This window comes from Aeromonas sp. R10-2, from assembly GCF_040908445.1.
In the GTDB taxonomy this organism is placed as follows: domain Bacteria; phylum Pseudomonadota; class Gammaproteobacteria; order Enterobacterales; family Aeromonadaceae; genus Aeromonas; species Aeromonas veronii.
This window is the reverse complement of record NZ_JBFODS010000058.1, coordinates 78,298-102,800: the sequence shown is the minus strand read 5'-3', so window position 1 is coordinate 102,800 and position 24,503 is coordinate 78,298. Positions and strand designations below refer to the sequence as shown.

Annotated in this window: 18 protein-coding genes and 2 pseudogenes; 15 read left to right on the top strand and 5 right to left on the bottom strand. The window is 49.7% G+C overall.

From position 1 onward, the window contains the following. Positions 1–8 precede the first annotated feature (8 nt). Entirely contained in the window at positions 9–989 is a 981-nt protein-coding gene (locus tag AB5Y97_RS12380) for an IS5-like element IS5 family transposase (RefSeq protein WP_368157187.1), read from the bottom strand. Here AB5Y97_RS12380 and AB5Y97_RS12375 point away from each other — a divergent pair. The 12 genes from AB5Y97_RS12375 (at position 988) to AB5Y97_RS12320 (ending at position 15,262) form a co-directional block, all read left to right on the top strand. Then, complete coding sequence (locus tag AB5Y97_RS12375) at positions 988–2,079, top strand: acyltransferase family protein (RefSeq protein ID WP_368158071.1); 1,092 nt, start codon at positions 988–990, stop codon at positions 2,077–2,079. The genes AB5Y97_RS12380 and AB5Y97_RS12375 overlap by 2 nt on opposite strands. A 1-nt stretch (position 2,080) precedes the next feature. After that, a complete protein-coding gene (locus AB5Y97_RS12370; protein WP_368158069.1) occupies positions 2,081–2,887 on the top strand; it encodes a glycosyltransferase family 2 protein in 807 nt (268 codons plus the stop codon). Then, positions 2,887–3,843 (top strand): UDP-glucose 4-epimerase family protein, encoded by a 957-nt coding sequence (locus AB5Y97_RS12365; protein WP_368158067.1) that lies wholly within the window; start codon positions 2,887–2,889, stop codon positions 3,841–3,843. Before AB5Y97_RS12370 ends, AB5Y97_RS12365 begins: the two co-directional genes overlap by 1 nt. Next, positions 3,843–4,868, top strand: a complete 1,026-nt coding sequence (locus AB5Y97_RS12360) for a glycosyltransferase family 4 protein (protein ID WP_368158065.1) — start codon at positions 3,843–3,845, stop codon at positions 4,866–4,868. Before AB5Y97_RS12365 ends, AB5Y97_RS12360 begins: the two co-directional genes overlap by 1 nt. Further along, positions 4,865–6,850, top strand: a complete 1,986-nt coding sequence (locus AB5Y97_RS12355; RefSeq protein WP_368158063.1) for a polysaccharide biosynthesis protein — start codon at positions 4,865–4,867, stop codon at positions 6,848–6,850. The genes AB5Y97_RS12360 and AB5Y97_RS12355 overlap by 4 nt, the downstream gene beginning before the upstream one ends. 281 nt (positions 6,851–7,131) lie before the next feature. After that, positions 7,132–8,049 (top strand): IS5 family transposase, encoded by a 918-nt coding sequence (locus AB5Y97_RS12350; protein WP_368158061.1) that lies wholly within the window; start codon positions 7,132–7,134, stop codon positions 8,047–8,049. A gap of 400 nt (positions 8,050–8,449) precedes the next feature. After that, positions 8,450–9,721, top strand: coding sequence for a hypothetical protein (locus AB5Y97_RS12345; RefSeq protein ID WP_227094981.1), 1,272 nt, complete (start codon positions 8,450–8,452; stop codon positions 9,719–9,721). Further along, a complete protein-coding gene (locus AB5Y97_RS12340) occupies positions 9,718–10,551 on the top strand; it encodes a glycosyltransferase family 2 protein (protein ID WP_368158059.1) in 834 nt (277 codons plus the stop codon). Before AB5Y97_RS12345 ends, AB5Y97_RS12340 begins: the two co-directional genes overlap by 4 nt. Position 10,552: 1 nt before the next feature. Further along, positions 10,553–11,644 carry a glycosyltransferase family 4 protein gene (locus AB5Y97_RS12335; protein ID WP_227094979.1) on the top strand — a complete coding sequence of 364 codons (1,092 nt, stop codon included), beginning with the start codon at positions 10,553–10,555 and terminating at the stop codon, positions 11,642–11,644. Then, the gene (locus AB5Y97_RS12330) at positions 11,637–12,734 is read left to right on the top strand and encodes a glycosyltransferase (protein WP_227094978.1); all 1,098 of its coding nucleotides are present in this window, start codon (positions 11,637–11,639) and stop codon (positions 12,732–12,734) included. The genes AB5Y97_RS12335 and AB5Y97_RS12330 overlap by 8 nt, the downstream gene beginning before the upstream one ends. A gap of 76 nt (positions 12,735–12,810) precedes the next feature. After that, positions 12,811–13,947 (top strand): glycosyltransferase family 4 protein, encoded by a 1,137-nt coding sequence (locus AB5Y97_RS12325; RefSeq protein ID WP_227094977.1) that lies wholly within the window; start codon positions 12,811–12,813, stop codon positions 13,945–13,947. A 43-nt stretch (positions 13,948–13,990) separates the two neighbouring features. Beyond that, entirely contained in the window at positions 13,991–15,262 is a 1,272-nt protein-coding gene (locus AB5Y97_RS12320; protein WP_227094976.1) for a sugar transferase, read from the top strand. 147 nt (positions 15,263–15,409) lie between these two features. On the opposite strand, the pseudogene AB5Y97_RS12315 reads toward AB5Y97_RS12320, so the two are convergent. After that, positions 15,410–16,054 (bottom strand): annotated as a pseudogene (locus AB5Y97_RS12315) (transposase); the annotation flags it as partial. Between the two features lies 1 nt (position 16,055). Between AB5Y97_RS12315 and AB5Y97_RS12310 the strand changes: the two are divergent. The 3 genes and pseudogenes from AB5Y97_RS12310 to AB5Y97_RS12300 form a co-directional block, all read left to right on the top strand. Next, positions 16,056–16,506: pseudogene (locus AB5Y97_RS12310) on the top strand (IS3 family transposase); the annotation flags it as partial. A gap of 160 nt (positions 16,507–16,666) precedes the next feature. Continuing rightward, positions 16,667–18,385, top strand: a complete 1,719-nt coding sequence (locus AB5Y97_RS12305) for a PglL family O-oligosaccharyltransferase (protein ID WP_227094975.1) — start codon at positions 16,667–16,669, stop codon at positions 18,383–18,385. A 600-nt stretch (positions 18,386–18,985) separates the two neighbouring features. Continuing rightward, the gene (locus AB5Y97_RS12300; RefSeq protein WP_005344269.1) at positions 18,986–19,396 is read left to right on the top strand and encodes an H-NS family nucleoid-associated regulatory protein; all 411 of its coding nucleotides are present in this window, start codon (positions 18,986–18,988) and stop codon (positions 19,394–19,396) included. Positions 19,397–19,933: 537 nt separating this feature from the next. On the opposite strand, the gene AB5Y97_RS12295 is transcribed toward AB5Y97_RS12300, so the two are convergent. From AB5Y97_RS12295 to macA, 3 genes are read right to left on the bottom strand one after another with little or no spacing between them, the layout of a single operon-like run. Next, a complete protein-coding gene (locus AB5Y97_RS12295) occupies positions 19,934–21,298 on the bottom strand; it encodes an efflux transporter outer membrane subunit (RefSeq protein WP_368158056.1) in 1,365 nt (454 codons plus the stop codon). 2 nt (positions 21,299–21,300) lie between these two features. Next, positions 21,301–23,274, bottom strand: coding sequence for a MacB family efflux pump subunit (locus tag AB5Y97_RS12290; protein ID WP_227094974.1), 1,974 nt, complete (start codon positions 23,272–23,274; stop codon positions 21,301–21,303). Then, on the bottom strand, positions 23,271–24,434 hold the full coding sequence (gene macA, locus AB5Y97_RS12285) for a macrolide transporter subunit MacA (RefSeq protein ID WP_227094973.1): 1,164 nt from the start codon (positions 24,432–24,434) through the stop codon (positions 23,271–23,273). The genes AB5Y97_RS12290 and macA overlap by 4 nt, the downstream gene beginning before the upstream one ends. Between the last annotated feature and the right edge of the window lie 69 nt (positions 24,435–24,503).

The following is a 24,503-nucleotide window of genomic DNA, read 5'->3' as shown; positions in this document are numbered from 1 at the left end:
CCCAGTTTTTAGTGAGATCTCTCCCACTGACGTATCATTTGGTCCGCCCGAAACAGGTTGGCCAGCGTGAATAACATCGCCAGTTGGTTATCGTTTTTCAGCAACCCCTTGTATCTGGCTTTCACGAAGCCGAACTGTCGCTTGATGATGCGAAATGGGTGCTCCACCTTGGCCCGGATGCTGGCTTTCATGTATTCGATGTTGATGGCCGTTTTGTTCTTGCGTGGATGCTGTTTCAAGGTTCTTACCTTGCCGGGGCGCTCGGCGATCAGCCAGTCCACATCCACCTCGGCCAGCTCCTCGCGCTGTGGCGCCCCTTGGTAGCCGGCATCGGCTGAGACAAATTGCTCCTCTCCATGCAGCAGATTACCCAGCTGATTGAGGTCATGCTCGTTGGCCGCGGTGGTGACTAGGCTGTGGGTCAGGCCACTCTTGGCATCGACACCAATGTGGGCCTTCATGCCAAAGTGCCACTGATTGCCTTTCTTGGTCTGATGCATCTGCGGATCGCGTTGCTGCTCTTTGTTCTTGGTCGAGCTGGGTGCCTCAATGATGGTGGCATCGACCAAGGTGCCTTGAGTCATCATGATGCCTGCTTCGGCCAGCCAGCGATTGATGGTCTTGAACAATTGGCGGGCCAGTTGATGCTGCTCCAGCAGGTGGCGGAAATTCATGATGGTGGTGCGGTCCGGCAAGGCGCTATCCAGGGATAACCGGGCAAACAGACGCATGGAGGCGATTTCGTACAGAGCATCTTCCATCGCGCCATCGCTCAGGTTGTACCAATGCTGCATGCAGTGAATGCGCAGCATGGTTTCCAGCGGATAAGGTCGCCGGCCATTACCAGCCTTGGGATAAAACGGCTCGATGACTTCCACCATGTTTTGCCATGGCAGAATCTGCTCCATGCGGGACAAGAAAATCTCTTTTCTGGTCTGACGGCGCTTACTGCTGAATTCACTGTCGGCGAAGGTGAGCTGATGACTCATGATGAACCCTGTTCCATGGCTCCAGATGACAAACATGATCTCATATCAGGGACTTGTTCGCACCTTCCCTATCTTATTGGTTCTATTATCACATGGCAGACGCCTGTTACTTCCAATTTTTCCAGATGCTCAACTGTTCAAGTTTGGCGGTTTTCTCGGAGTTGAAATTTTCTTCGTATTATCTGGTTTTTTAATTGGTTCAATTATTATTGAAAAAAGCTGCAGTAGTGATAATAAATGGCGTTGGATTCCCAATTTTTGGGGACGTCGTTTTTTACGGACCTATCCCAACTATTTATTATTCTTACTCTTAAATTGGCTGATTATTGACACATGGCGACCTGAATCGGCACCAGAATTATGGCGTTATATGACATTTACGCAAAGCTTGTTGTTGCCCCATCCTGGTTTTTTTGGTGAGGCATGGAGCTTGGTAATTGAAGAAATTTTTTATTTTTTTATACCAATAATAATGATTTTTACTTGGCAAGGTTCGGCGGTGCGGACATTGTTGGTTACTCTTTTTATATTGTTAGTGTTTTCTTTTATGATGCGCATAATATTTGTGTGTTTAGATCCTGGTTTAACATTTAATCAAGTAAGATCGACAGCATTATTACGTCTTGATTCAATTATGATTGGAGTATTAACCTCTTATCTTTATTATCATGGTAAACTATGGCGAGATATAATAATTAAGGCTGCACCTTTCTTAGCTTTGTTGCTAATACCCGTGATTATTATCTCGATGCAGCCAGATGAAGTTATGGATGACAGCCTTTTATTAAAGGTTTTATTATTTCCAACAGCGAATATCGCTGCTGCCGGTCTGCTTATTTCTGGTATGAACTTAAGAGTGAATGATTTATTTTATAGATTGTTAAGACCTGTGGCCAGATGGTCATACTCTGCATATCTCGTAAATTTAATAGTATTAAGTGCTATGGATTTTTATTTGCCAAAAGTGACCGAAGATACTGCCATTCTATATTGGCTTGGCTTTATGTTCACTACTCTAACATTGTCTGCGGTTATTTATAAATGTTTTGAACGTAATATTTTACTATGGCGTGATTACTGGATTAAATAGTATGTACCAATCTTGTCTATCCATCGGTGTGGTAACTTATTGTACTGAAAAGGTAATTATAGCAAGCACTTTCAATAAACTGCAGAAGGCAGTAACTGAAGCTGGGATTGTTAGTTTTTTGATTGTCGTTGACCATTCGCCATCAAATGATTTCGCCATTCAAAATGAAGATATAAGAAAGGTTTTCTCAGGTGACTATCGTTTAATTATTGCACCGTCAAATCCTGGATTTGGTGTGGGTCATAACCATGCATTGTTTACTGATGCCAAATATCACCTTATTCTTAACCCTGACCTTGAGGTCGCTCCAGATGCACTTAAAAATGCCCTTGAGTATATGGAGCTGCATCCTGAGTGTGGTCTGTTGACACCCTTTGCCACTTGGGAAGATGGCACAGTACAACGGCTTTGTAAACGCTATCCAACCGTATTTGATTTATTGCTGCGTGGATTTGCTCCTGCGAGTGTGAAGCGGTTATTCCAGACGCGCTTGGCAAAATATGAGATGGCAGACCAGCTTAATAATAACGACGTGCTGTGGGATCCACCCATTGTCAGTGGTTGTTTTATGCTGTTTCGCACAGAGGTTCTGCAGCAGCTCGGAGGGTTTGACCCTCGCTTTTTCCTCTATTTTGAAGATTTTGACATCAGTTTGCGGGCTGGAAAGATCAGCCGGATTGCTTATGTCCCTCAGGTGAAGGTCGTTCATCACGGTGGGCATGCATCCCGCAAAGGCTGGCGCCATATCTGGATGTTTGGGCGTTCCATGGTGACGTTCTTCAATATTCACGGTTGGCGTTGGTGGTAATGGCAGCTATCAAAAGTACAGTCTTGGTCACAGGTGCCAACGGATTTGTAGGCAAGGCGGTCTGTGAACACTTGCTGGCGCAGGGGGCGAATGTTAAAGGTGCGGTGCGAAGTCACCCGCTGGCTTCTTACCATGTTCAGGCTCCCTCTCTGACTGCGGATGCCAACTGGACAGCCCAATTGCAATCGGTGGATGTGGTTGTTCACTGTGCTGCCAGGGTGCATGTGATGTTGGATACCACGACAGATCCCTTGGCAGCATTTCGAGCGGTGAATACAGAGGGTACCCTCACGCTTGCTCGACAAGCGGCTGAGGCTGGGGTGAAGCGCTTCATCTTTATCAGCTCGATCAAAGTGAATGGCGAGCAGACCGAGCCAGGCAAGCCATTTGATGAGAATGTGCAGAGTCCGCCAGAAGATCCCTATGGACGCTCGAAGTATGAGGCGGAACAGGGACTGATGGCACTCGCGAAAGAGTGTGGTATGGCTGTAACCATCATCCGTCCTCCTCTTATTTACGGGGAAGGTGTGAAGGCTAACTTTGCCAGCATGATGACGTGGGTGCGCAAAGGGATCCCGCTACCCTTTGCCTGTTTGACCAATGCGCGTAGCCTGTTGGCGTTACCTAATTTGTGTGACTTCATTGCCCATGCGATGGAGCACCCTGCTGCAGTGAATCAGGTCTTTTTAGTCGCAGATCCTGTCGCTGTGTCGACGTCGCAGTTATTGGCGGCGATTGCAGAAGCAGAAGGGGTTAGCTGTCGGCTCTTTTATCTCCAACCAGGAGTAATAAGAGTGCTTGGACGCTGTTTGGGGATTGATGCCAAGCTACAACGGATTTATGGCTCTCTGGAAATGGATACCCGCAAGGCTCAGAGCCGATTACAATGGTCGGCACCCTATTCGCTCTCTCAGACCCTATCTCTGATGGCGTCAATCCATAGTGAGTCGTCTTGATGCTGGCATTTGTTTTGTTGTCGATATTTTGTCTGTTTCTTTCAATCACCATGACCGGCCTGCTCAGGCGCTACGCACAGACCCGCTTGCTTGACCAACCCAATCATCGCAGTTCGCATCAGGTGCCTACCCCGAGAGGCGGTGGCATGGCTATCGTGGCGACCTTTCTGCTGGCAGCCCCGTTGTTTGTCACCCTGATCCCACTGCCCTCCGGCATATCCCAGAGCAGCTTTGCATTGATATGGGCTGCGGCGCTGGGAATTGCCTTGGTTGGTTTTATCGATGACCACATCTCTCTCAAGCCCCGAACTCGCCTGATTGTGCAGAGCATGGCGGCAGCTTTGGTGGTTTCTGCGGTTGATGGTTTGCCAGCGCTGACCTTCTTTGGTTGGCAGCTCGATCTGGCCTGGTTTGGTTACCTGCTGGCCTGGCTGGGGGTGATCTGGTTTATCAATCTCTACAACTTTATGGATGGCATCGATGGCTTGGCAGCAGGTGAAGCCGTTGTCGTCTGCCTGTTCATGGCGTTATTTCACTATCTGGTTGGGGGGGAGTGGTCGTCTGCCAGTTTGATCCTGCTACTGGGGATTTCGGCGGCTGGCTTCTTGTGCTGGAATTTTCCGCCCGCCAGGATCTTTATGGGGGATGGTGGCAGCGGATTTCTTGGCTTGATGCTGGCTTCCCTGATGCTGCTGGATGCTGCTTCTGCACCTCAATTCCTGTGGGCATGGCTCGTCATGCTCGGAGTCTTTGTGGTTGATGCGACCTGGACGTTGCTGAATCGCTTTCGTTTGAAATGCCGTTTGAGCCAGGCTCATCGGACCCATGCATTTCAGTATGCGGCGAGGCGTTGGCAAAGTCATCGAAACGTGACCTTGGCTGTGCTTCTTATAAATAGCCTCTGGCTTGCGCCGATCGCTGTCATGATTGTATTGGGCCAGCTCGATGGTGTGGGCGGTCTGGTCATTGCCTACTTGCCGTTAGCTTTTCTTGCGTATCACCTGAATGCAGGAGTACCAGAATGAGAAATGAGCTTTTACCCGGTGGGAGCTGGCTAGTGACTTGTCTGGGCTCCCTGTCACGAGCCAGCAAGCGTGCCATCTCTGTCACCGTTGATATGATCCTGATCACCATGACCTATTGGGGGGCGTACTGGATCCGGCTTGAACATAATTGGCCAATCGATAGCCCGCATCACTGGGCACTGCTTGGCGCAATTATCATTGTCAGCATCGGTCTGTTTGTACGGCTGGGGCTTTATCGCGCAGTGCTCCGATATGTCAGCTTTCGGGTGTTATGGACAATCGCGCTAGGGGCATTTCTTTCAACCTGCTTCTTTGTTCTCTCTGCGTTTTATTTCGATATCTTTCTGCCGAGAACGGTCTCGGTTATCTATCTCTCCTTTTTGGTGTTACTGGTTGGCGGTGTGCGGCTGTTTTTCCGGGCGCTCCTTAATACCACCCGTTTGGCTCGCACCCAGGTGTTGATTTACGGCGCGGGCTCTTCGGGCCGACAGTTGCAAATGGCCTTGTTGCAAGGCAATGAGTTTTATCCCGTTGCCTTTGTTGATGATGATCCAGCCAAGCAGGGGTGTGTAATCCAGGGGTGTACTGTCTATAACAGCGCCCAGCTGCCAGCCTTGATTGACCACCATGGGGTGCAGAAGATCTTGCTGGCTATGCCGAGCAGCACCAGGGCTCGCCGTCAGGAGGTGATCAATGCACTTGAGCCCCTCTCTTGCGAAGTGCTCTCTATCCCGGGGATGGCCGATCTGGTCAATGGCTCTGCCCGCATAGATCAGCTCAATGAGGTCTCCATCGACGATCTGTTGGGCAGAGATCCGGTAGAGCCTGTGACCACCTTGATGGAGGCCAATATCACAGGCAAAGCGGTCATGGTGACAGGTGCCGGTGGCTCTATTGGTTCTGAGCTCTGTCGCCAGATCTTGCGGTGCCGGCCATCCACTCTGGTACTGTTCGAACTATCCGAATACGCCCTCTATGTCCTGCACAAGAACCTGCGGGAGCAGTGTCAGCGTGAAGAAATCGAAACGGATCTGGTGCCGTTACTGGGGTCAGTGCAGCGCCAGCATCGTCTCAAGACGGTGATGCAGAGCTTCAGGATCCAGACCGTCTACCATACGGCTGCTTACAAACATGTCCCGCTGGTTGAGTTCAACATCATTGAAGGGGTACGTAACAACGTATTCGGCACTCTTTATGCGGCACAGGCGGCCATTGAGGCTGGGGTAGAAACATTCGTGCTGATCTCTACCGATAAAGCCGTACGGCCAACCAACACCATGGGGGCCAGCAAGCGTCTGGCCGAGTTGATCTTGCAAGCCTTGACCCGCGAGAAGCACAGCACCCGTTTTTGTATGGTGCGTTTTGGCAATGTTCTCGGATCTTCCGGCTCAGTGGTGCCGTTATTCAGACAGCAGATAGATAAAGGGGGGCCCATCACCCTGACTCACCCCGATATCATCCGTTACTTTATGACGATACCTGAGGCTGCCCAGCTGGTGATCCAGGCAGGCGCCATGGGGGAGGGGGGCGACGTCTTTGTGCTCGATATGGGTCAACCGGTACGGATCATGGAGCTGGCCAAGCGCATGATACGCCTGAGTGGTTTGACACTGCGTGATGAGCAGCGGCCCGATGGTGATATCGCCATCGAGGTGACGGGTTTGCGGCCGGGTGAAAAGCTCTACGAAGAGTTACTGATTGGTGATGATGCCAGAGGAACCGAGCATCCCAGGATCATGGTGGCACAAGAGAGCTGGCTGCCCTGGTCGCGACTGCGCCCCTTGCTGGCCTCACTGGATGATGCTTGTCACCGTTTTGATCAACAGCAAGTGCGTGACATCCTGATGCATGCCCCGGCAGCCTTTGAACCGACGGATGGTATTTGTGATCTGGTGTGGCTGGCAAAGCAGCAGCTACCGCCAAGCGATAATGTTGTTAAATTGCCCTCACATAGCATAGATTTCTTGCTTGCCAATCAATAGCTTTTATTCAATTGACCATCCTTGGGCAGTTTTGTTTGACGCAGGCCCAACTACGCGTTGAGAGTTGCGTTAACAAGTTGAATCTACAGCGATGTACTTGATTGAATCGAGATGTTTTACAACCAAATCCGGTGCCATGGTTCCAATAATGGGCTGTCGCCGGTAGAGTTTGAAAAGCAGTTCAATGTTCAACGGCGTTGTTTCCCAAATCGATGCAGTTTGAAGGGAACTTACCGAGGACTCGGTGATCTGATCAATACCATCCTCTTCAAATCTGCATCATGGGCACGTCGCTTCACCCTATTACCAACTGGCCTACATACAAGAAGTCTTTGATTAACCGTGGTTCACTCACCTTCTGGGTTGATGCCGAGGCCATGAACAACTGGTTCCATCACGACCATCATGGGTGGCGGGGCCGCAGCCAGCTCTACACCGACCAGACCATTTGTACCTTCCTGATGCTCAAGGGGATTTTCAACCTCACTCTGCGAGCCACTCAGGGACTACTCGGCTCTCTGTTCGAGTTGATGAATGTGCCGCTGTGCGCACCGGACTACAGCTGTGTCAGCAATCGCGCTCGCACGGTGAAAGTGTCCTATCGACAACTCGCCAAGAGGCGTATCACCAACTTGGTCATCGACTCAACCGGGCTGAAGGTCTTTGGTGAAGGCGAATGGAAGGTCAGAAAACACGGTGCTAAGAAACGGCGAGTCTGGCGCAAGTTACATCTGGCGGTAGACCAGGCAACCCACGATATCGTGGCGGCGGAAATCTCGCTGGAGAATGTCCATGATGCAGAGGTGTTACCGACCTTGCTCAATCCACTACGGCGCAAACTGGGGCGTGTTTATGCGGATGGCACCTACGACAGCAAAGCCAGTCATCAGCTTATCTTGCGCAAAGGGGCAACAGCCTGTATCCCGCCTCGCAAAAGCGCGGGGTTATGGAAAAATGGACACGCAAGAAATGACGCGGTACTGGTGATGCGCAAGGAAGGGCTGGCGTACTGGAAGAAGATATCGGGGTATCACCGTCGCTCGCTGGCAGAGACTGCAATGTATCGGTTCAAGCAGTTGCTGGCGGGGAAAATCAGTCTACGTAACTACAACGGCCAAGTGAGAGAGGTAATGGCGTATGTCAGCGCCATAAACAAGCTGAATACTCTGGGCATGCCTGTCAGACAGCCCCGAGTGTAACTGTCACTTGGGGCTGGGTAGTTGCTGCTTGATAGTTGATTTGGGAAACAACGCCCTGCTTTTATCAAGCTGGCTTTCTGCCTTCGTTACTTACGGGAACTATTGGTGGACAGAAAACCAGCATTTTGAGAACACAGCCTAGATTGAACAGAACTTTAGGGTACAAAGTGATATGGATAAACGGCACTGATGATATTTAAATATCATACACAGACAGAACTATCTGAAAGCCTGCGATTTATAACACTACGTAAAATTATAAAACAATCAGCCATTAATAAAATAACGCACACAGAATAAAATTAGTATGCAGCTCAAAAATAATTTTTTGTCAAAATGATCATAATTAAATAGTTGTGTGTTTGATTAGTGATGTCTCATTAAAGTATTTAGGTGTGTTATGGCGATAAGACATAAGGATGAAAAGTTACTTGATATGTATAGTAGGCATTTCGATATCATTAAGAATGTTGCATTTTTGTTTGTTGAGAAATTGGTTTTTATAGTATTGATATTTTATAGTGAGGCAATAATTAGTAGGGCCCTTGGTGTTCAAGATTATGGCAAATGGCTCTATTCGGTAAACCTAGTAATATTAGTGTCATCACTTGCTTTAGTTGTTGGTTCTGAGGTAACGGTACCTGCTTTGTCTAGACATCAAAAATTACAATGGCATGTATTAACAAGTTCATTTTTAGTTAGATTTGTTTTTTCGTGTTTGGCATTTTTAATTATAAATACATATAATTATTTGTTTGTTGATGATTCAGTGATCTCACAAATGGTGACATCATTATCATTTATTTTGCTGCTAACAGAACCATTTGGTGTGATAGTTAATTACTATCAGGCAAGGATTGCAATTGGTTATGTTGTGTTATCTAGGGTTTTTGCCTTGGTCGTAAGGGCGCTAACTATAACTTTTGCCTTGTGGTTTAGCTATAAGGGGCTTGTTTATTTTTCAAGAGCGATTGAAGCAATAATGCTTGCCTCTTTGTTAAGTATCTTGATCATAAAAGATGGTGGTAACTGGATATTTTCGAAAAAAATAACTAAGGCAGTATTATTTCGAGGCTTGAAGTTGTGGCTACCATTAGTATTGATGTACGTTTACATGCGTTCAGATCGTATTTTTGTTGAGCGCTATCTTGGTTTTGATGACCTAGCAATGTATGGCGTAGCGATTCAAATATTTGAGCAGTTAGGTCTGCTTGTTGGTATTATAATCCAGTCAATAGGGCCCAGGTTTATTTTTAAAAAAGTAGCGCAGCCAAAATGGAAAATAATTTCATTTATTTTGGTGATTACGGTGTGTGTCCAGACCGTATCTGCCATATTGTTACCCCCATTTATAGGCTATATCTATGGTGACAATTTTAATAAAGCAACATCCATGGCTGCATATATGTTACCAGCGTTGATTTTTTATAGCCTAGATGTAGTGTATATGCAATATATTTATCGAGACAAGTTATATAAACTACTGTTAGTTAAATGGTTGCTAATGTTAATTTTCGGTTTTTCTGCGTATTATATATGGTTTACTATTTTAGGCGCGACTTCCATAGTTCATATATTTAATTTTAATTATGTTATAATGTTTTTAATTACAATGCTGCTATATCGCTACTACAACAAACAACGAATTAATAATATTATTGAGGCTGTATGAATAAAATCCTAAAGTTTACAGTATTTACTCCCAGCTACAATAGAGCGCATACACTGGAGCGTTGTTATAAAAGCGTAATTCTGCAAAAAGAGAGTTCTCTTGAGTGGTTGATAATTGACGATGGTTCTACAGATAATACAAAATCTTTAGTTGACAGCTTTATTGATGAAAAAAAAATTACTATAAGATATATTTATCAAGAAAATTCAGGAAAACAGGCTGCATGGAATCGTGCTATTCAAGAGGCTCGTGGTGAATTTTTTGTAGGGTTGGACTCTGATGATGCTCTTCTGCCTGATTCATTAAATAAAGCGCTGGGGGGAATACCAAAGCATAGTTTAAGCGAAAAAATACTTGGTGTTAGAGCAATTGCAATTAGTTGTAAAAGAAAGGTTGCGGATAGTAAATTCTCCGTTGGTGTTGGTGTTGGTGTTGGTGTTGGTGTTGCTTCGTGGTTTGACGAGTTTGCAAGCAGACATTTTGGCGAGAGAATAGATATATTAAGTCTACGTGAGATTAAAAAGTTCCCATATCCTGTAGCCCACGATACTAAGTTTATACCTGAGATATGGTTCTACAGTATCACAGCATCTGAAGGCTATAAATTCATATATACAAATGAGCCTGTCAGATTATTCTTTGATGATCATAATCATCTTAGACTTAGTAGAAGTTCATTACGAAAGTACGCTAAAGGTCATCTCATCGCTAGAGGTGCCATGTTAAAATATATACCAATGAAGGTGTTTTGTAAAAATAAATTAGCGTTCTTAAAAACAGTAGTGCGTTATTTACAATGTTTTATCATTGTTTCATTAAGAAGAAAATAACATGAATGTGTGTTTTTTTATTGGTAATTTGAATCAAAGTGGTGGGACTGAGCGAGTCGCGTCAGTAATAGCCAATGAATTGCAGAAATGTGGGCACTCGGTATTCATGTTGAATTTGCAGTGTGGTGAACAACCATTTTTTGAATTGACTGATGGTATTCACGTAAGTCAACTGTTTAACACTGCGGGGCGTGGTATACTGCGTTTGCCACTGGCAATTGTAAAATTGCGTAGTTATTTACAACAGAATCAAATTGATATTTTAATTGATGTCGAATCAATGTTGGCGCTATATGCTTTACCTGCGGTAATTGGCTTAAATGTACGTCATATCTGTTGGGAGCATTTTTTTTATCATAATGATCTAGGTAAATCGACACGTCGATTAGCTCGTAAATTAGCCGCAAGGTTTGCTGATGATGTGGTGACGTTAACCGAGCGCGATAAACAGTTTTGGCTTAGCAATACCGCTTGCAAGGCAAAAATCAACGCCATTCCCAATCCGGTCACAATAGCGCTTCCTGCAACCATAAATCCCCATAAAGAAAAATTGTTTTTGGCTGTTGGTCATTTGACACATATAAAGGGTTTTGATTTATTGCTGCAAGCTTGGGCGCAGGTTGTCCCGCTACACCCTGATTGGCGCTTGCGTATTGTGGGTGATGGTGAAGATAAAGCCATGCTTGAGCAGTTGCGCCGCGAGTTAAATATTGAAACCAACACAGAGCTTGTGCCAAAAACCAATAATATCTCCGTCCATTACCAACAGGCGGCGTTCTTTGTGATGAGTTCACGCTTTGAAGGTTTGCCATTGGTTCTGATTGAAGCGCAAACCTATGGCTTGCCGATCGTCTCATTTGATTGTGACACCGGGCCTGCGGAAATTATTAAGCATGGTGAAACGGGGTGGCTGTGTGAGGCGGAGAATGTTACAAGCTTGGGTGAACTAATGGTGCAAGCAATAGTGGCTGGAAAAGATATCAATATTCCAGAATCTCAATGGAATGAATTAAGTAAAGCATCCATTCATAATGCTCAGCGATTTGCGTTAGAGCAAATAATTAAAAGATGGCAGGAATTACTTCGTGGTTAATCCAAAAAAAATCACCCTCATCATTACAGGCCTTGGCATGGGCGGAGCTGAGCGGCAAGTATGTGATTTGGCCGATCAATTTTCCGCTAAAGGCCATGAAGTTTTATTAATCGCCATGACCGGTGAGGCACTTAATCGCCCGCAATCTACTAAGATTGAGGTTGTAGAACTTGGTATGGCCAAAACGCCAATAGGCTTTATTAAAGCCTATTGGAAGACGCGGCGGTTAATCAAGCAATTTAAGCCTGATGTAGTGCATAGCCATATGGTCCACGCCAACCTGTTTGCCCGCTTGCTGCGTTTAACCACTCGCATGAAAAAACTCATTTGTACCGCGCACAATACCTGTGAAGGCGGGCGCGGTCGTATGCTGGCGTATCGTGTAACTGATGCCTTGTGTGATCTCAGTACTAATGTGAGTCAAGAGGCAGTCGATGCCTTTATTGTCCAAGGTGCCGTGCCAGCAACGCGAATGTTAGCGATGCCAAACGGTATTGACACCGTGCGTTTTACCTTTAATCCGGCGAGTCGTACTAGCTTGCGAGCTCAATTACAGCTGACAGATGATACGCCATTAATTTTGGCTGTTGGCCGATTCAATATTCAAAAAGATTACCCCAACTTATTAACCGCCTTTAGCCAACTGCCCAGCGATTTGAGCCACACACAATTGGCGATTATTGGCACCGGTGAAGAGCAAGCCAACATAGAAGCGCTCGCCGTACAATTAGGCTTAACCGACCGGATACATTTTTTAGGGCTGCAACGCAATGTGCATGAGTGGATGAATGCCGCTGAAGTATATGTAATGTCATCAGCTTGGGAAGGGATGCCGTTAGTGTTGTTAGAAGCCATGGCCAGCGAGCGGGTGGTGGTGGCCACCGATTGTGGCGGGGTGAAAGAAGTAGTTGGTGATTGTGGTATATTGGTTCCCCCTAAAAATAGTAAAGCCTTAGCTGATGCATTGACACAGGCGCTGGTGCTGACACCTGAACAAGCTCAGGTGCGGGGGTGTTTAGCCCGGCAGCGGATAGTAGAACGTTATTCTTTAAGTGTTCAAGCTGAGCGTTGGCTGGCGTTTTATCAGTAATTTAGTCACTGTTTTTGGTGTGAGCATAAGGGGCTAGATATCAGCAATTTATGGCATGTTATTCAGGGTTTCGTTAGTGAAAAATAAAAAGATTGCATTAGTGGCAAATACATCCTGGTCGGTGTTTAACTTTAGGGGTGGGGTGATTAAACGCTTGCTTAATAGAGGTTGTTTTTTAACTGTCATCGCACCTGTAGATGAGTTTTCTGAAAAATTACGAGCGATGGGTTGCAATGTGATTGACCTGCCGATGTCGGCAAAGGGAACTAATCCCCTGCAAGATCTTAAGTTAATGTATAATCTGTACGGTTTATACCAACGCCTTGCACCCGACTTTATTATTCATTACACTATCAAGCCAAACATTTATGGTTCCCTCGCAGCAAAGTTAGCTGGAGTTCCTTCGCTAGCTATTACTACTGGTTTGGGGTACACTTTTGTTAACACTAATCTAGTGGCTAAGGTTGCTCGTAGTTTATATAAGTTAGCATTTCGATATCCTAAAGAAGTTTGGTTTTTAAATGAAGATGATCGTCAAGAATTTTTGCAGCTTCGGTTAGTGCCTGACCATAAAGCAATGCTATTACATGGTGAAGGCGTGGATCTTAAGCACTTTGCGCCGCAATTTATCGGTCGGGTGGAAACAGAAACTAATATAGCGAAACCTATACGGTTCTTACTGATTGCCCGCATGCTGTGGGATAAAGGTGTCGGCGAATATGTGGCTGCAGCCAAGCTGATAAAACAACGCTATCCACAGACCATATTTCAATTACTTGGTTCCTGTGGTGTTGCTAATCCGAGTATGATAACGCGTGAACAGATTCGGTCATGGGAAGAAGATGGGCTAGTTACATACTTGGGGACGACCGATGATGTGCGGCCATTTGTTGCGGATGCTGATTGCATAGTGTTGCCATCATACCGTGAAGGCATTCCGAGAACTATGATCGAGTCAGCATCTATGGGTAAGCCTTTAATCGTTACTGATGTCCCTGGTTGTCGTGATGTGGTGATACCTGATCAGACGGGTTTGTTATGCCCGGTAAAGGATGCTGGAGCGTTAGCTCATTGTTGTGAAACAATCATTAATATGGATGCCGAACAGATTAAAAAAATGGGGCTAGCTGGGCGAGAATTGATGGCATCAAAATTTGATGAGGAGATAGTTATTACGCAATATATAAAAACGTTGAATAGATATCTTTCTTGACGTTAAATTTGTTATGGTTGTAAATATTTTTCAGAGGTGATTTTTGAACTACCAACGCCGTCATTCACGCTGGTATGAGCGCATCATATTTACTCCTCCTGCATTGTTTATTCTCGGAGCCCTGCTTGCGGTGTGTTTACCAGCTATCGAGCGCTGGGGATGGGGATTTTGGCTGCATATGGATGCAGTCAGAGTCAATACTCTGAGCGGGGCCTTTGTGACTTTTTTGATGATTGGAATAGTGCTGCATCGCTTCCTACGCTACCCTGGGGCAAGTCCCGTTGCCTATATGATTCCCACCGTGACTACCCTGTATGGTTTTCTGGTCGGTATTCTCTTTTTTCTGCGCTTGCCTTATAGTCGACAGGTATTACTCGAGTCATATGTGGTTGCATTGATTTGCTGTTGGTTGGTTTATTTTATCGGATGTCGTTATCGGACACCAAAATATGCTTTGCTGCCTGTTGGTAATTATCAGGTTTTGACTCAACACACATGTGTGGAATGGCGTCTGCTTGATAAGCCTGATCTTGGTGCCGTACGGTATGATGCGGTGGTGGCCGACCTTCAGGATGAGAAGCTGGCGGGTGAGTGGGAGCGTTTCCTGGCTCGCTGTGCCCTGGCCCATATCCCTGTCTATCATATTAAGCAGGTTAGCGAGACTCTGACTGGGCGTGTAAGGATTGACCATCTGAACGAGAACCAGCTGGGTTCCCTCATACCATCACCTGTTTATGCCTTTATCAAACGATGCATGGATATTGTGGCTGCCTTGATTGCGATCCCCCTTTTCTCCCCCTTGATGCTGGTGACGGCTATTCTCATCAAGCTGGAAAGTCCGGGCCCGGTGATGTTTCTGCAAAACCGGGTAGGGAAGGGGAACCAAGATTTTCGCATCTACAAGTTTCGTAGCATGAGCAAGGATTCTGAGAGGACTGGTGCCCAGTTTGCTCAGAGCGGCGATATGCGCGTGACCCGTGTGGGCAAGGTGATCCGCAAGTTGCGTATCGATGAATTGCCACAGTTCTTCAACGTACTCAAAGGGGATATGAGCCTGATAGGGCCCAGACCTGAGCAGCGCACCTTTGTCGATCAATTCGAGCGTGAGATCCCCTTTTATATGTATCGCCATATCGTGCGCCCCGGGATCAGCGGTTGGGCACAGGTGGTACACGGTTATGCTGCCGATACCGATGATACCCGAATTAAGATTGAGCACGACTTTTACTACATCAAGCACTTTTCCCTTTGGTTGGATGTATTGATTGTGTTTAAGACGATTAAGACCATTCTGACGGGGTTTGGCGCCCGCTAAATGCCTTTTGTTGTGGTCTAATCATCCCGGACACCATTTTAGGTGGTACAGTCGCCACCATGACCTGAGGTGTTCAATGACAAGATTACGTCGCTCATTTACTGCCGAATTCAAACTCGAAGCCGTATCCCTGGTGCTCGACCAGGGATAATGCCAACGGCCACCTGCCCAGACGTAGGTGATATTGCCACACCACACCTGATTGGGTTGCTGGACATCAAATTCGCGGGCCAGCAGATTGGGAATATCCGGCCGTTCTGACCGTGCCACCTTATAACGGTGTACGCCCGGCTGTTTGGATGCCAACCCGGCCTCCTTCATCAGGTTACGTACTTTGAATCGGCCAATCTGATACCCCAACTCTCGCATCATCGACATCAAGGCGCGGCTGCCCGCTGAGTTCCGGCTTTCTTTGAACAAACGGCGCAACTCACAGCGCTGTTGCATACGTTCACGGTTAATCGTCCGCCTGCGAGCCAGATAATCGTAAAAACAGGAAGTGGGCACATCGAAGGCGCAGCAGACCAGGGTGATGGGGGCTTGCTCCCTTAATCGGTCTATCAGCGCGTACGTGTGAACTCGTCCGCCATCAAGAGAGCAGTAGCTTTTTTAGAATGTCCTTTTCACGTTCGAGTCGGTTGATACGGGCTTCCAGCTCCTGGATTTTTGCTGCCCCGGAGTCAGTGCTTTGCTGATTGGGGTTGTACCACAGCGTTCGGATTGCAATTGCTGAACCCAGCGGCGCAGTACGGTTTCACCGACATCCAGTGAACGGCTGGCTTCAGGGACAGATTACCTGGCAGCGGTTCTTGACCTGTACACCCGGCGGGTCGTGGGCTGGGCGATGTCTGATAAACCTGATGCAGAATTGGCAATCGAAGCACTGGAGATGGCCTATCAGCAGCGGGGTTGCACATCTGGTGTGCTATTTCACTCTGACCAGGGCAGCCAATATGGCAGTAGGGCATTTCGGCAACGACTATGGCGTTATCGCATAACCCAGAGCATGAGTCGTCGTGGCAACTGCTGGGATAATACCCCGATGGAGCGGTTGTTCAGAAGCCTGAAGTCAGAGTGGCTGCCGGCTATGGGATATATGAGCTTGCGAGAGGCGAAAGGCGAAACGAGATATCAGTTATTACCTGATGGATTACTACAACTGGCGGCGTCCACATTGCCACAATGACGGGATACCACCAGCAAAAGCCGAAGAACGGCCTAACCAAGTGTCCGGATTTAGTTGACCACTACACTATTCGGAACAGCTATTTAGAGGAGGTAACAATACAAATTATTGATTGAGTGGAGGGGTAATAAATGGTACCCCTCTCTTGTTGTCCGTATCTTGTATGCCTTTTTGGTGTTTAGTTGAGCCTAAGGAGCTGGGCTATTGTGTTGGTGCGAATGATTGTTGTTATTAATGCGCTCTATTGGTTGCTGGGCATGCATTTTTTTATGCACAACCCGGGAGGCGCAGGGCTGTATCTGCCCTTTAACCAGTGGGGATGGGTCTTTGCCTCATTGGCTATTGGATTGGGATTGTGGCTGGTGACGTTACGTCAACGTCTGGTCTTTTCTCCATTACAAGCGGGTTTATGGATAGGAGCTCTCTTGCTGCTGCTCCCGATGCTCTATCCCGGCTTTGCACTCAAGGATTATGCTATTCCCCGATTGCTGGGACTTTTTGCTGGTCTGCTGTTTTTGTTTGGACTCTATCAATGGTGCTTTGATAAGGCGCAGCGTGATCGCTTGCTCTATCTCATCCTGATTGCGATCGCGATGGAGGCATTGCTGGGTCTGGTGCAGTTCTACCTCTTAACGCCAGGTAACTGGATTGGTTATGACACCAAGGCCAATCGCCCATACGGGATCTTTCAACAGCCAAACGTGATGGCGACGTTTATGGCAACTGGCCTTGCCCTTGCTATCTGGCTGGAATTACGACGAGAGTGTGGCCGATTGTTGATGGCGTTGCGCTATGGCGTCATTCTATCTGCAGCACTGCTGCTCGTTGTTTTGCAATCTAGAGTGGGGCAGTTAGGCGGTCTGCTAGCACTGTTTTTACTGATGCCTCAGCTTTATCGACAGCGGTTGCTATGGCGGATATTGGGTCTGGTTATTTTGGCTGTAGCGATTGGCCTGTTATCACAATATTGGCTGGCTGGAGCAAAACGTGGATTCGAGATCTATCAGTCCGGTGGTATGCGATCTATTTACTGGCCTTACGCGGCAAAACTGATTGCACAGGCTCCTTGGAGTGGATGGGGATACGGCAGTTTTGAATCTGTTTTTCTCCATCACTACATGGCTGATAAAGCACTGAATCCGTCCATGGTGCAGATTGAGTACAATCTTGACCACCCCCACAACGAGTTTCTCTATTGGGCTGTTGAGGGCGGTATTGCACCCATGGTCGGCATGGTGATCATGGGAGGCGCATTATTATCGCGTCTGGTGAGTGTGCGTTGGGTAAATGCCATGGGACTGCTTGCTCTGGTTACACCGATCTTGCTTCATACCCAGACGGAATACCCGCTCTACCATGCGATCGTGTTATGGTGGCTGTTGCTGACGCTGATTTATATCATCGATACCGAAATTGAGGAGACCAACCTGGCGAGTCAGGGTTTCTCATCATGGTGGGATATGGAGTGCCGCCCATGGCTGTTACTGCGATTTATGGCGATCGCTATCCCGCTGCTGGTCGTTCCCTTTATGCTCACAGCAATTCACACCGCATGGGTAGTCACCAAATATGAACGGGGTGGGTATAAAGAGCCGACCTTGCTACTTGATATCGTCAATCCCATGGCTTGGTTGACCCGAGTCGAGTTTGATGTGAACTCAGTTCGTCTGATGGTGGGCTTGCAGACAAATAACAAGACCGAACTGGAAGCTTATCTGGAGTGGGGGCAGGCATTCGTACACCATACACCGCGTGCCAACATATACGCCAATATGGTGATCGCGCTTAATGCATTGGGTCGTACAGAGGAAGCCAATGCGATGCGAGCTGAAGCACTTAAGCTCTATCCAACCGAGCCCCTTTTAACTGGGTCTGCTTCACAGGCAGTGATTACCGGTGTTGACCAATCAGGCAAGAATATAACCAAAAATAAATAGTGCTATTTGGATACATAGAAAGCCAGCCCTTAAAAACGGCTGGCTTTTTTATTTTTTCCCTTCTGGACAACCAGTATCTGAACAGTCTGTTTTCGGACGCATGCGTCTGTCAAACGGGCTATGAAAGGCATATTTGAAGTGTCATGTGGCGATTCCAACCAATTGATTAATATGTAATTTTGTCGATGGCGTTGAAGGGGTTGATAGTCAATTGGGAGTATTCCCTTCATCATCGGGTGAAGGGACTGGTTCTAGACGTGTAAACAGATAGGCATAGTCTTGTCACGTGATGTTGAACGTATGGTAGAAATGTTCGCTCAGGCTTATAAAGCAGGTTACCGAGTTAGTTTTGTTGGATGCTGAACTGGAAATTAATGAGTCTTGAAATACCGATGTTTCTTGAACACAAGATGGTAATCACCTCTCTACCCAGAAGATCTGCATTCCAGCCAGTTTGTTATTGATAGTGGCAAGCATTCGATCTTGATGGTGAAATTTAAGAAAAAAAGAACGTTAATATAGAAAAACTGTATGTTCTCGCGAATTGTCCATGCTATTCTGAAACGGTATCCCTGTAACCGACTTTTTTGTGAGGAAATAATGAACGAGTTTCTGAAAGTTCTGCTGAACATTCGCAGTCTGCGTGCGGCTATTCGTGAGCTGCCGTTTGAGCAACTGCTGGAAGCTAAAGAGAAGTTTGACTTGGTTTACCAAGAGCGCGCCGATTCTGTTGAACAGGAGCGTGCTGAACAGGAAGAGCGTCAGCGCAAGCTGAATGAATTCACCGAAATGCTGCAGCAGGCTGGTATTGATCCTCGCGAGCTGCTGGCGACAGCTGCTGCTCCGGCTGCTGCGACTGGCGCTGCCAAGAGCAAGCGTGCTCCGCGTCCGGCTAAATACAAGTACGAAGAAGATGGCCAGGAAAAAACCTGGACCGGTCAAGGCCGTATGCCGAAAGCCATTGCTGCTCAAGTAGCACTGGGTAAAGACCTGAACGATTTCCTGATCTAATTTGTCAGGTTCAGAGATTGAATAATGCCGCCTTTGAGCGGCATTATTTTTGCCGTTTTACTCGTGGTTATCCAATCTGCCCCTTCGCCCCACTGTTATCTACATCCTCGCTTGTATCCTTTTTACCGTCGTTTCACCGCACTGTTACTTTGCTCAATATCCCTCGCTGTTTGCGATTAATTTTGTCGTGCAGGATTAACTACGTGATATCACTATTTGTATGCGTCGTGCAGATATGCGCTTCGGATATGTCTCTCATGATTCACGGGGCGCGGCTTGGCAAGAGCCGAGCTCTCTGCTGATGGAATATCCGGTAACCGTTATCTCCGGTCAGGGTGCGTGAGGGATAGAGATAGCCGCAAGGTATAGCCGGGATATTCTGGGTCGCCGATGCATGTAATTGGCTGCGCTGCCATGACTGCCCCTGATAATGGGCAATGGAGTTCGTCTGCCGTGTGGGCGAGGGAATTCTGTGCGGTCGATGGCGATGGTATTCCCCACTCTACAGGCAGAGTGGGGAATATTGGGGGGGAGGCGTTATCGGGGCGCCACGCTATCGCTGCCACCCAGGGCACGATAAATTTTGGCGGTGGTGGTGAGCTGCTCTTTTTGCTGGGCCAGCAGGCTCTGCTGGGCATCCCACAGCCGGTTCTGCTCATCAAGCCAGGCTTGCACGCCGGTCGCACCCGCCTGGAAGCGAGCCTTGGCCAGTCGTTCGGCCTCCCGGGCATAACTCAGTTGTTCCTGCAGATAATCGAGTCGCTGCTGGCCATAGTGGCGGGCGGCCAGATTGTCTTCCACCTCCACCAGTGCGGTGTAGAGCTGTTTGCGAAACTCGGTTTCAGCGATTTGGTAATCCAGCTCTGAGCTTTCGATGGCGAGCTGGGTGCGGTTGTATTCAAGGAAGGGGAGGGCGAGGCTGGCTCCCAGCGTACCAACCGGATTTTGCAGCACCTGCGCCAATCTATCGGATGCGGTGCTGGCGCTGCCGGTCAGGGTCAGGCTGGGGTAGAAGCTGGTGCGGATCTCGTCCCCTTTTGCCAGCGTCTTGCGCAGCCGCAATTCGGCCGCTTTGACGTTGGGGCGGCGTGCCAGCACATCAGCCGGAATACCCACCGCAAGTTCAGGAATGGTCTGCTTTGCAAGGGAAGCGGGTGCATACTCCAGCGGCCCGCTGCTGCGGCCCAGCAACAGACGCAGGGCATTGCGAGCTTGCTCCTGCTGCGCCTTGAGGGAGGCCAGCTCAGCCTGTTTTCCGGCCAACTGTTGGCGTGCCTGCGCCAGATCGAGTCGGGTAATGGCGCCAGCCTGGTATTTGGTCTGGGTCAGCAGCTCGGTACGGGTCAGGTTGGCCAGCTGCTGTTCCCCAAGGGTGATGGCAGAGCCGAGATAGCCGAGCTGCCAATATTGCTCCAGGGTATTGCCGATCAGCAGCAGTCGGGTGCTGGCGAGATCCTGCTCGCTTGCCGCCGCCTCCCAGCTTGCCTGATCTCGCACCGAGGCAAGCTTGCCCCACAAATCCACTTCGTAACTGAGGCTCAGCGAGGGACCCAGACTGTTGGTGTCTTTGCCGGTTTTCAGATCCTTGTTGCCACTGGCGGCGATAGTGCCATTGACCGAGGGGGTGAGGTTGGTATCGGCCTGCTCGGCGCCCAGACGGGCGCTTTTGAGCTTGAGGGCCGCCACATGCATGTCCGGGTTGGCGGCCAGAACCGCCTCGACCAGTTTGTCGGGCTGGGGATCATGAAATTCCCGCCACCAGGGGCCTGCCTGCGTAGCCAGTTGGGCGCCCTCTGCCTGTTGCCATGCAGGGGCGATCGCCAGCTCGGGTCTTTGATAGGTGCTGTGCTGACTACAGCCGCTGAGGGCCATGCAGAGAGCCAGCCAGGAGAGCTTGTGCATTGTTATTCCCTCGCCAGTGCGACAACAGGGTCGAGCCGCGCCGCATTGCGTGCCGGCAGGTAACCAAACAGGATCCCGATGAGTGACGAGCAGCCAAAGGCCATCAGGATGGAGAAGAGCGAGAACTGCATCTTGATGGAGTCCACCAGCAGTGAAAAGAGCGCGCCAATGCCCAGCGAGAGGCCGACGCCGAAGATCCCCCCCAGTAGGCTGACCATTACAGCTTCAATCAGGAACTGCTGCAGGATATCCGACTGGCGGGCGCCCACGGCCATACGAATGCCGATCTCGCGGGTGCGCTCCACCACCGACACCAGCATGATGTTCATCACGCCCACCCCGCCGACGATCAGCGAGATCACCGCGATGGCCGAGACCATCAGGGTCATGGTGGCCGTGGTTTTCTCTACCGATTTGATGATGCTGTCGCTGCTGAAGGTGAAGAAATCCTTCACCCCGTGACGCTTGGTGATCAACTCGATCACCGCCTGCTCGGCCAGTGCCGGTTGTACCCCGTCCTTGACCCGGATGGTGATCTGGCTGAAGTGGTGCTGCGAGATGAGGCGACTCATCACCGCGCTGTAGGGCAGCCAGATATTGACCGACTGGCTGGTGGGGCCGAAGCCGGTCTCCTGCGAAACCACACCGACAATCCGCACCGGCAAGGTGCCGACCAGTACCACCTTGCCGACCGGCTCCTCCTTGCCAAGCAGGCTGGTGATACTCTTCTTGTCCACCACGGCGACGGCGGCACGCTGCTGGATATCTTGCCACTCCAGTAAGCGACCACTGACCAGCGTCATCCCCTTCACCTTGAAATAGTCGTTACCAACCCCGGTCACGTTGCCGCTGTTGGTCTTGTTGCGGTAGCGCAACTGCCCTGAGCTGCCGATCTCGGGGCTGGCGCCCGCAAGATAGGGTTGCCCCAACAGGGCATCGAGATCCCCCTTGTTGAGGGTCTGGATGCTGGCCATCTTCTCATCGCCCCATCCTTTACCCGGGAAGATTTCGATGGTGTTGGTGCCCATCGCATTGATCTGGTCGATCACCTTGGCGCGAGCCCCTTGCCCCAGCGCCACCACACTCACCACGGCGGCGATACCGATGATGATGCCGAGCATGGTGAGGAAGGTGCGCATCCGGTGGGCGAGCATGGCATGCATCGCCATCCGTCCCGCTTCCCGATAACGATCCCAGTCGTGGCCCATGGCGCCTTTAGTGGGCGCTATTTTTTGAGGGGCTACAGCGGTGGCTGGAGCCAACACGGCCGTTTGACAGGGGCCGCTATCTTGTTCAATCCGACCATCCTTGAGAGTGATGATCCGGTCAGCATGGCTGGCCACGTTCATATCGTGGGTGACCAGAATGATGGTGTGGCCCTGAGCGTGCAGCTCCTTGAGGATCGCCATCACCTCCTTGCCGCTCTGGCTATCCAGTGCGCCGGTCGGTTCATCGGCGAGGATCACTTCGCCACCATTGGCCAGCGCCCGAGCGATGCTGACCCGCTGCTGCTGACCGCCGGAGAGCTGGCCCGGGGTATGGTGACTGCGATCGGCCAGTCCCAGTCTGCCCAGCAGCTGACGCGCACGTGCCTGGCGATCCGGGCGGCTGGTGCCGGCATAGACGGCGGGGATCTCCACGTTGGCGGCGGCATCGAGATGGGGCAGCAGGTGGTAGCGCTGAAAGATAAAACCGAAGTGGTGGCAGCGCAGCCGGGCCAGCGCCAACGCATCCATGGTGGCGGTGTCTTGACCGCGAAACAGATACTGGCCGCCGCTCGGGCTATCGAGACAACCCAGCAGGTTCATCAGGGTCGACTTGCCAGAGCCGGACGCGCCGACAATGGCGATCATCTCTCCTGCCGTGATGGTGAGGTCAAGAGGGTGGAGCACGGTGACTTCGCTGTCGCCGCTCTGGTAGCATCGCTCGACCCCTTTCAGCTGGATCAACGGCAGCTGGTTCAGGGGCTCACTCATAGCATCACCGCCATCTCATCATTGTCGGCGGGGGCTCCGTGATTGAGCTGCACCTCCTCCTTCTCGGTCAGCCCGCTGATTACCTCAATGCGGATCTCGTCCTTCATACCGGTCTTGATATGACGGGTTTCGGTCGTCTCATCTTCCTTGAGCACGGTGACTTCATACTCGTTATCACCCAGCGACTTGCCGAGGGCGGTTTGCGGCACAGTGAGCACCTGCTTGCGCTCGCCGAGCACTATGGTCACCTGGGTGGTCATTGCGACCCGCAGGGTATGGTCGGGATTGGGCACATCGAACAGGGCGTAGTAGTAGACAGCCGCATTGTTGGTGGTGGTGCCTGTGGTGGCCTGATCGTTGATGTTGGTAGGCGCTAACTCCACGGCGCGAAGCGTACCCTGATAGCGGGTATCCGGATCGCCGATCAGGGTGAAGTAGACCGGCATGCCGGCTTTTACCTTGGTGACATCTGCTTCGGAGATCTGCGCCTTGACCGTCATGGTCTCGAGGTTGGCCAGCTTGAGCACGGTCGGCACCGTCTGGCTGGCAGCCAGGGTTTGGCCCTGACGGGTCACAATGCTGATGACGGTGCCATCCATCGGCGCCAGGATCTTGGTGTAGCCCAGCTCGGTCTTGGCCCGATCAACCTTGATCAGGGCATTGTCGATATTGGCCTGGCTGTTTTGCAGTTCGGCGCGGGTGACCGCCAGCTGTGCCTCGGCACTCTCCAGATCGGCCCGTGAGCTTGCCTCCTGCTTGAACATCTGCTGCTGGCGCCGCCAAGCGAGCTCGTTCTGTTTGAGTTGTGCCTGCTTGATCTTGAGCTGGGCGCGGTTGCTGGCAAGTTCCGCCTCGGCCGTCTTGAGGTTGTTCTGGGCAATCAGGGGATCGATCTCGGCCAGCAGGTCTCCCTGCTTGACCTGATCACCGGCCTCGACGGCCAGCTTGGTAACCTGACCGGAGACCTGGGCCCCCACATCCACCTGCTCCACGGCCTGCAGCACACCACTGGCCAGTACGGTCTGGGCAATATCCTCGCGGGTCACCTGAGCGGTCAGCATCGCCTTGGGTGGTTGACTGGGCCAGAGTAGCCAGCCGAGGAGCACCACGGCGATCAGAATTGTGATGGCCAGGGTTCTCTGCTTGGGGGTTATGTTCATCGATCACCTGAATTGAAACGGAAAGGTTGTGCGCGGCGATTATCCTGCAGCAAAGCCCTGATAAATAAC

Bases quoted from the DNA above. Each gene is read 5' to 3' on its own strand.
- AB5Y97_RS12375 (WP_368158071.1), top strand. From the start codon at position 988: ATGATGAACCCTGTTCCATGGCTCCAGATGACAAACATGATCTCATAT.
- AB5Y97_RS12380 (WP_368157187.1), bottom strand. From the start codon at position 989: ATGAGTCATCAGCTCACCTTCGCCGACAGTGAATTCAGCAGTAAGCGC.
- AB5Y97_RS12370 (WP_368158069.1), top strand. From the start codon at position 2,081: ATGTACCAATCTTGTCTATCCATCGGTGTGGTAACTTATTGTACTGAA.
- AB5Y97_RS12365 (WP_368158067.1), top strand. From the start codon at position 2,887: ATGGCAGCTATCAAAAGTACAGTCTTGGTCACAGGTGCCAACGGATTT.
- AB5Y97_RS12360 (WP_368158065.1), top strand. From the start codon at position 3,843: ATGCTGGCATTTGTTTTGTTGTCGATATTTTGTCTGTTTCTTTCAATC.
- AB5Y97_RS12355 (WP_368158063.1), top strand. From the start codon at position 4,865: ATGAGAAATGAGCTTTTACCCGGTGGGAGCTGGCTAGTGACTTGTCTG.
- AB5Y97_RS12350 (WP_368158061.1), top strand. From the start codon at position 7,132: ATGGGCACGTCGCTTCACCCTATTACCAACTGGCCTACATACAAGAAG.
- AB5Y97_RS12345 (WP_227094981.1), top strand. From the start codon at position 8,450: ATGGCGATAAGACATAAGGATGAAAAGTTACTTGATATGTATAGTAGG.
- AB5Y97_RS12340 (WP_368158059.1), top strand. From the start codon at position 9,718: ATGAATAAAATCCTAAAGTTTACAGTATTTACTCCCAGCTACAATAGA.
- AB5Y97_RS12335 (WP_227094979.1), top strand. From the start codon at position 10,553: ATGAATGTGTGTTTTTTTATTGGTAATTTGAATCAAAGTGGTGGGACT.
- AB5Y97_RS12305 (WP_227094975.1), top strand. From the start codon at position 16,667: ATGATTGTTGTTATTAATGCGCTCTATTGGTTGCTGGGCATGCATTTT.
- AB5Y97_RS12300 (WP_005344269.1), top strand. From the start codon at position 18,986: ATGAACGAGTTTCTGAAAGTTCTGCTGAACATTCGCAGTCTGCGTGCG.
- AB5Y97_RS12295 (WP_368158056.1), bottom strand. From the start codon at position 21,298: ATGCACAAGCTCTCCTGGCTGGCTCTCTGCATGGCCCTCAGCGGCTGT.
- AB5Y97_RS12290 (WP_227094974.1), bottom strand. From the start codon at position 23,274: ATGAGTGAGCCCCTGAACCAGCTGCCGTTGATCCAGCTGAAAGGGGTC.
- macA (WP_227094973.1), bottom strand. From the start codon at position 24,434: ATGAACATAACCCCCAAGCAGAGAACCCTGGCCATCACAATTCTGATC.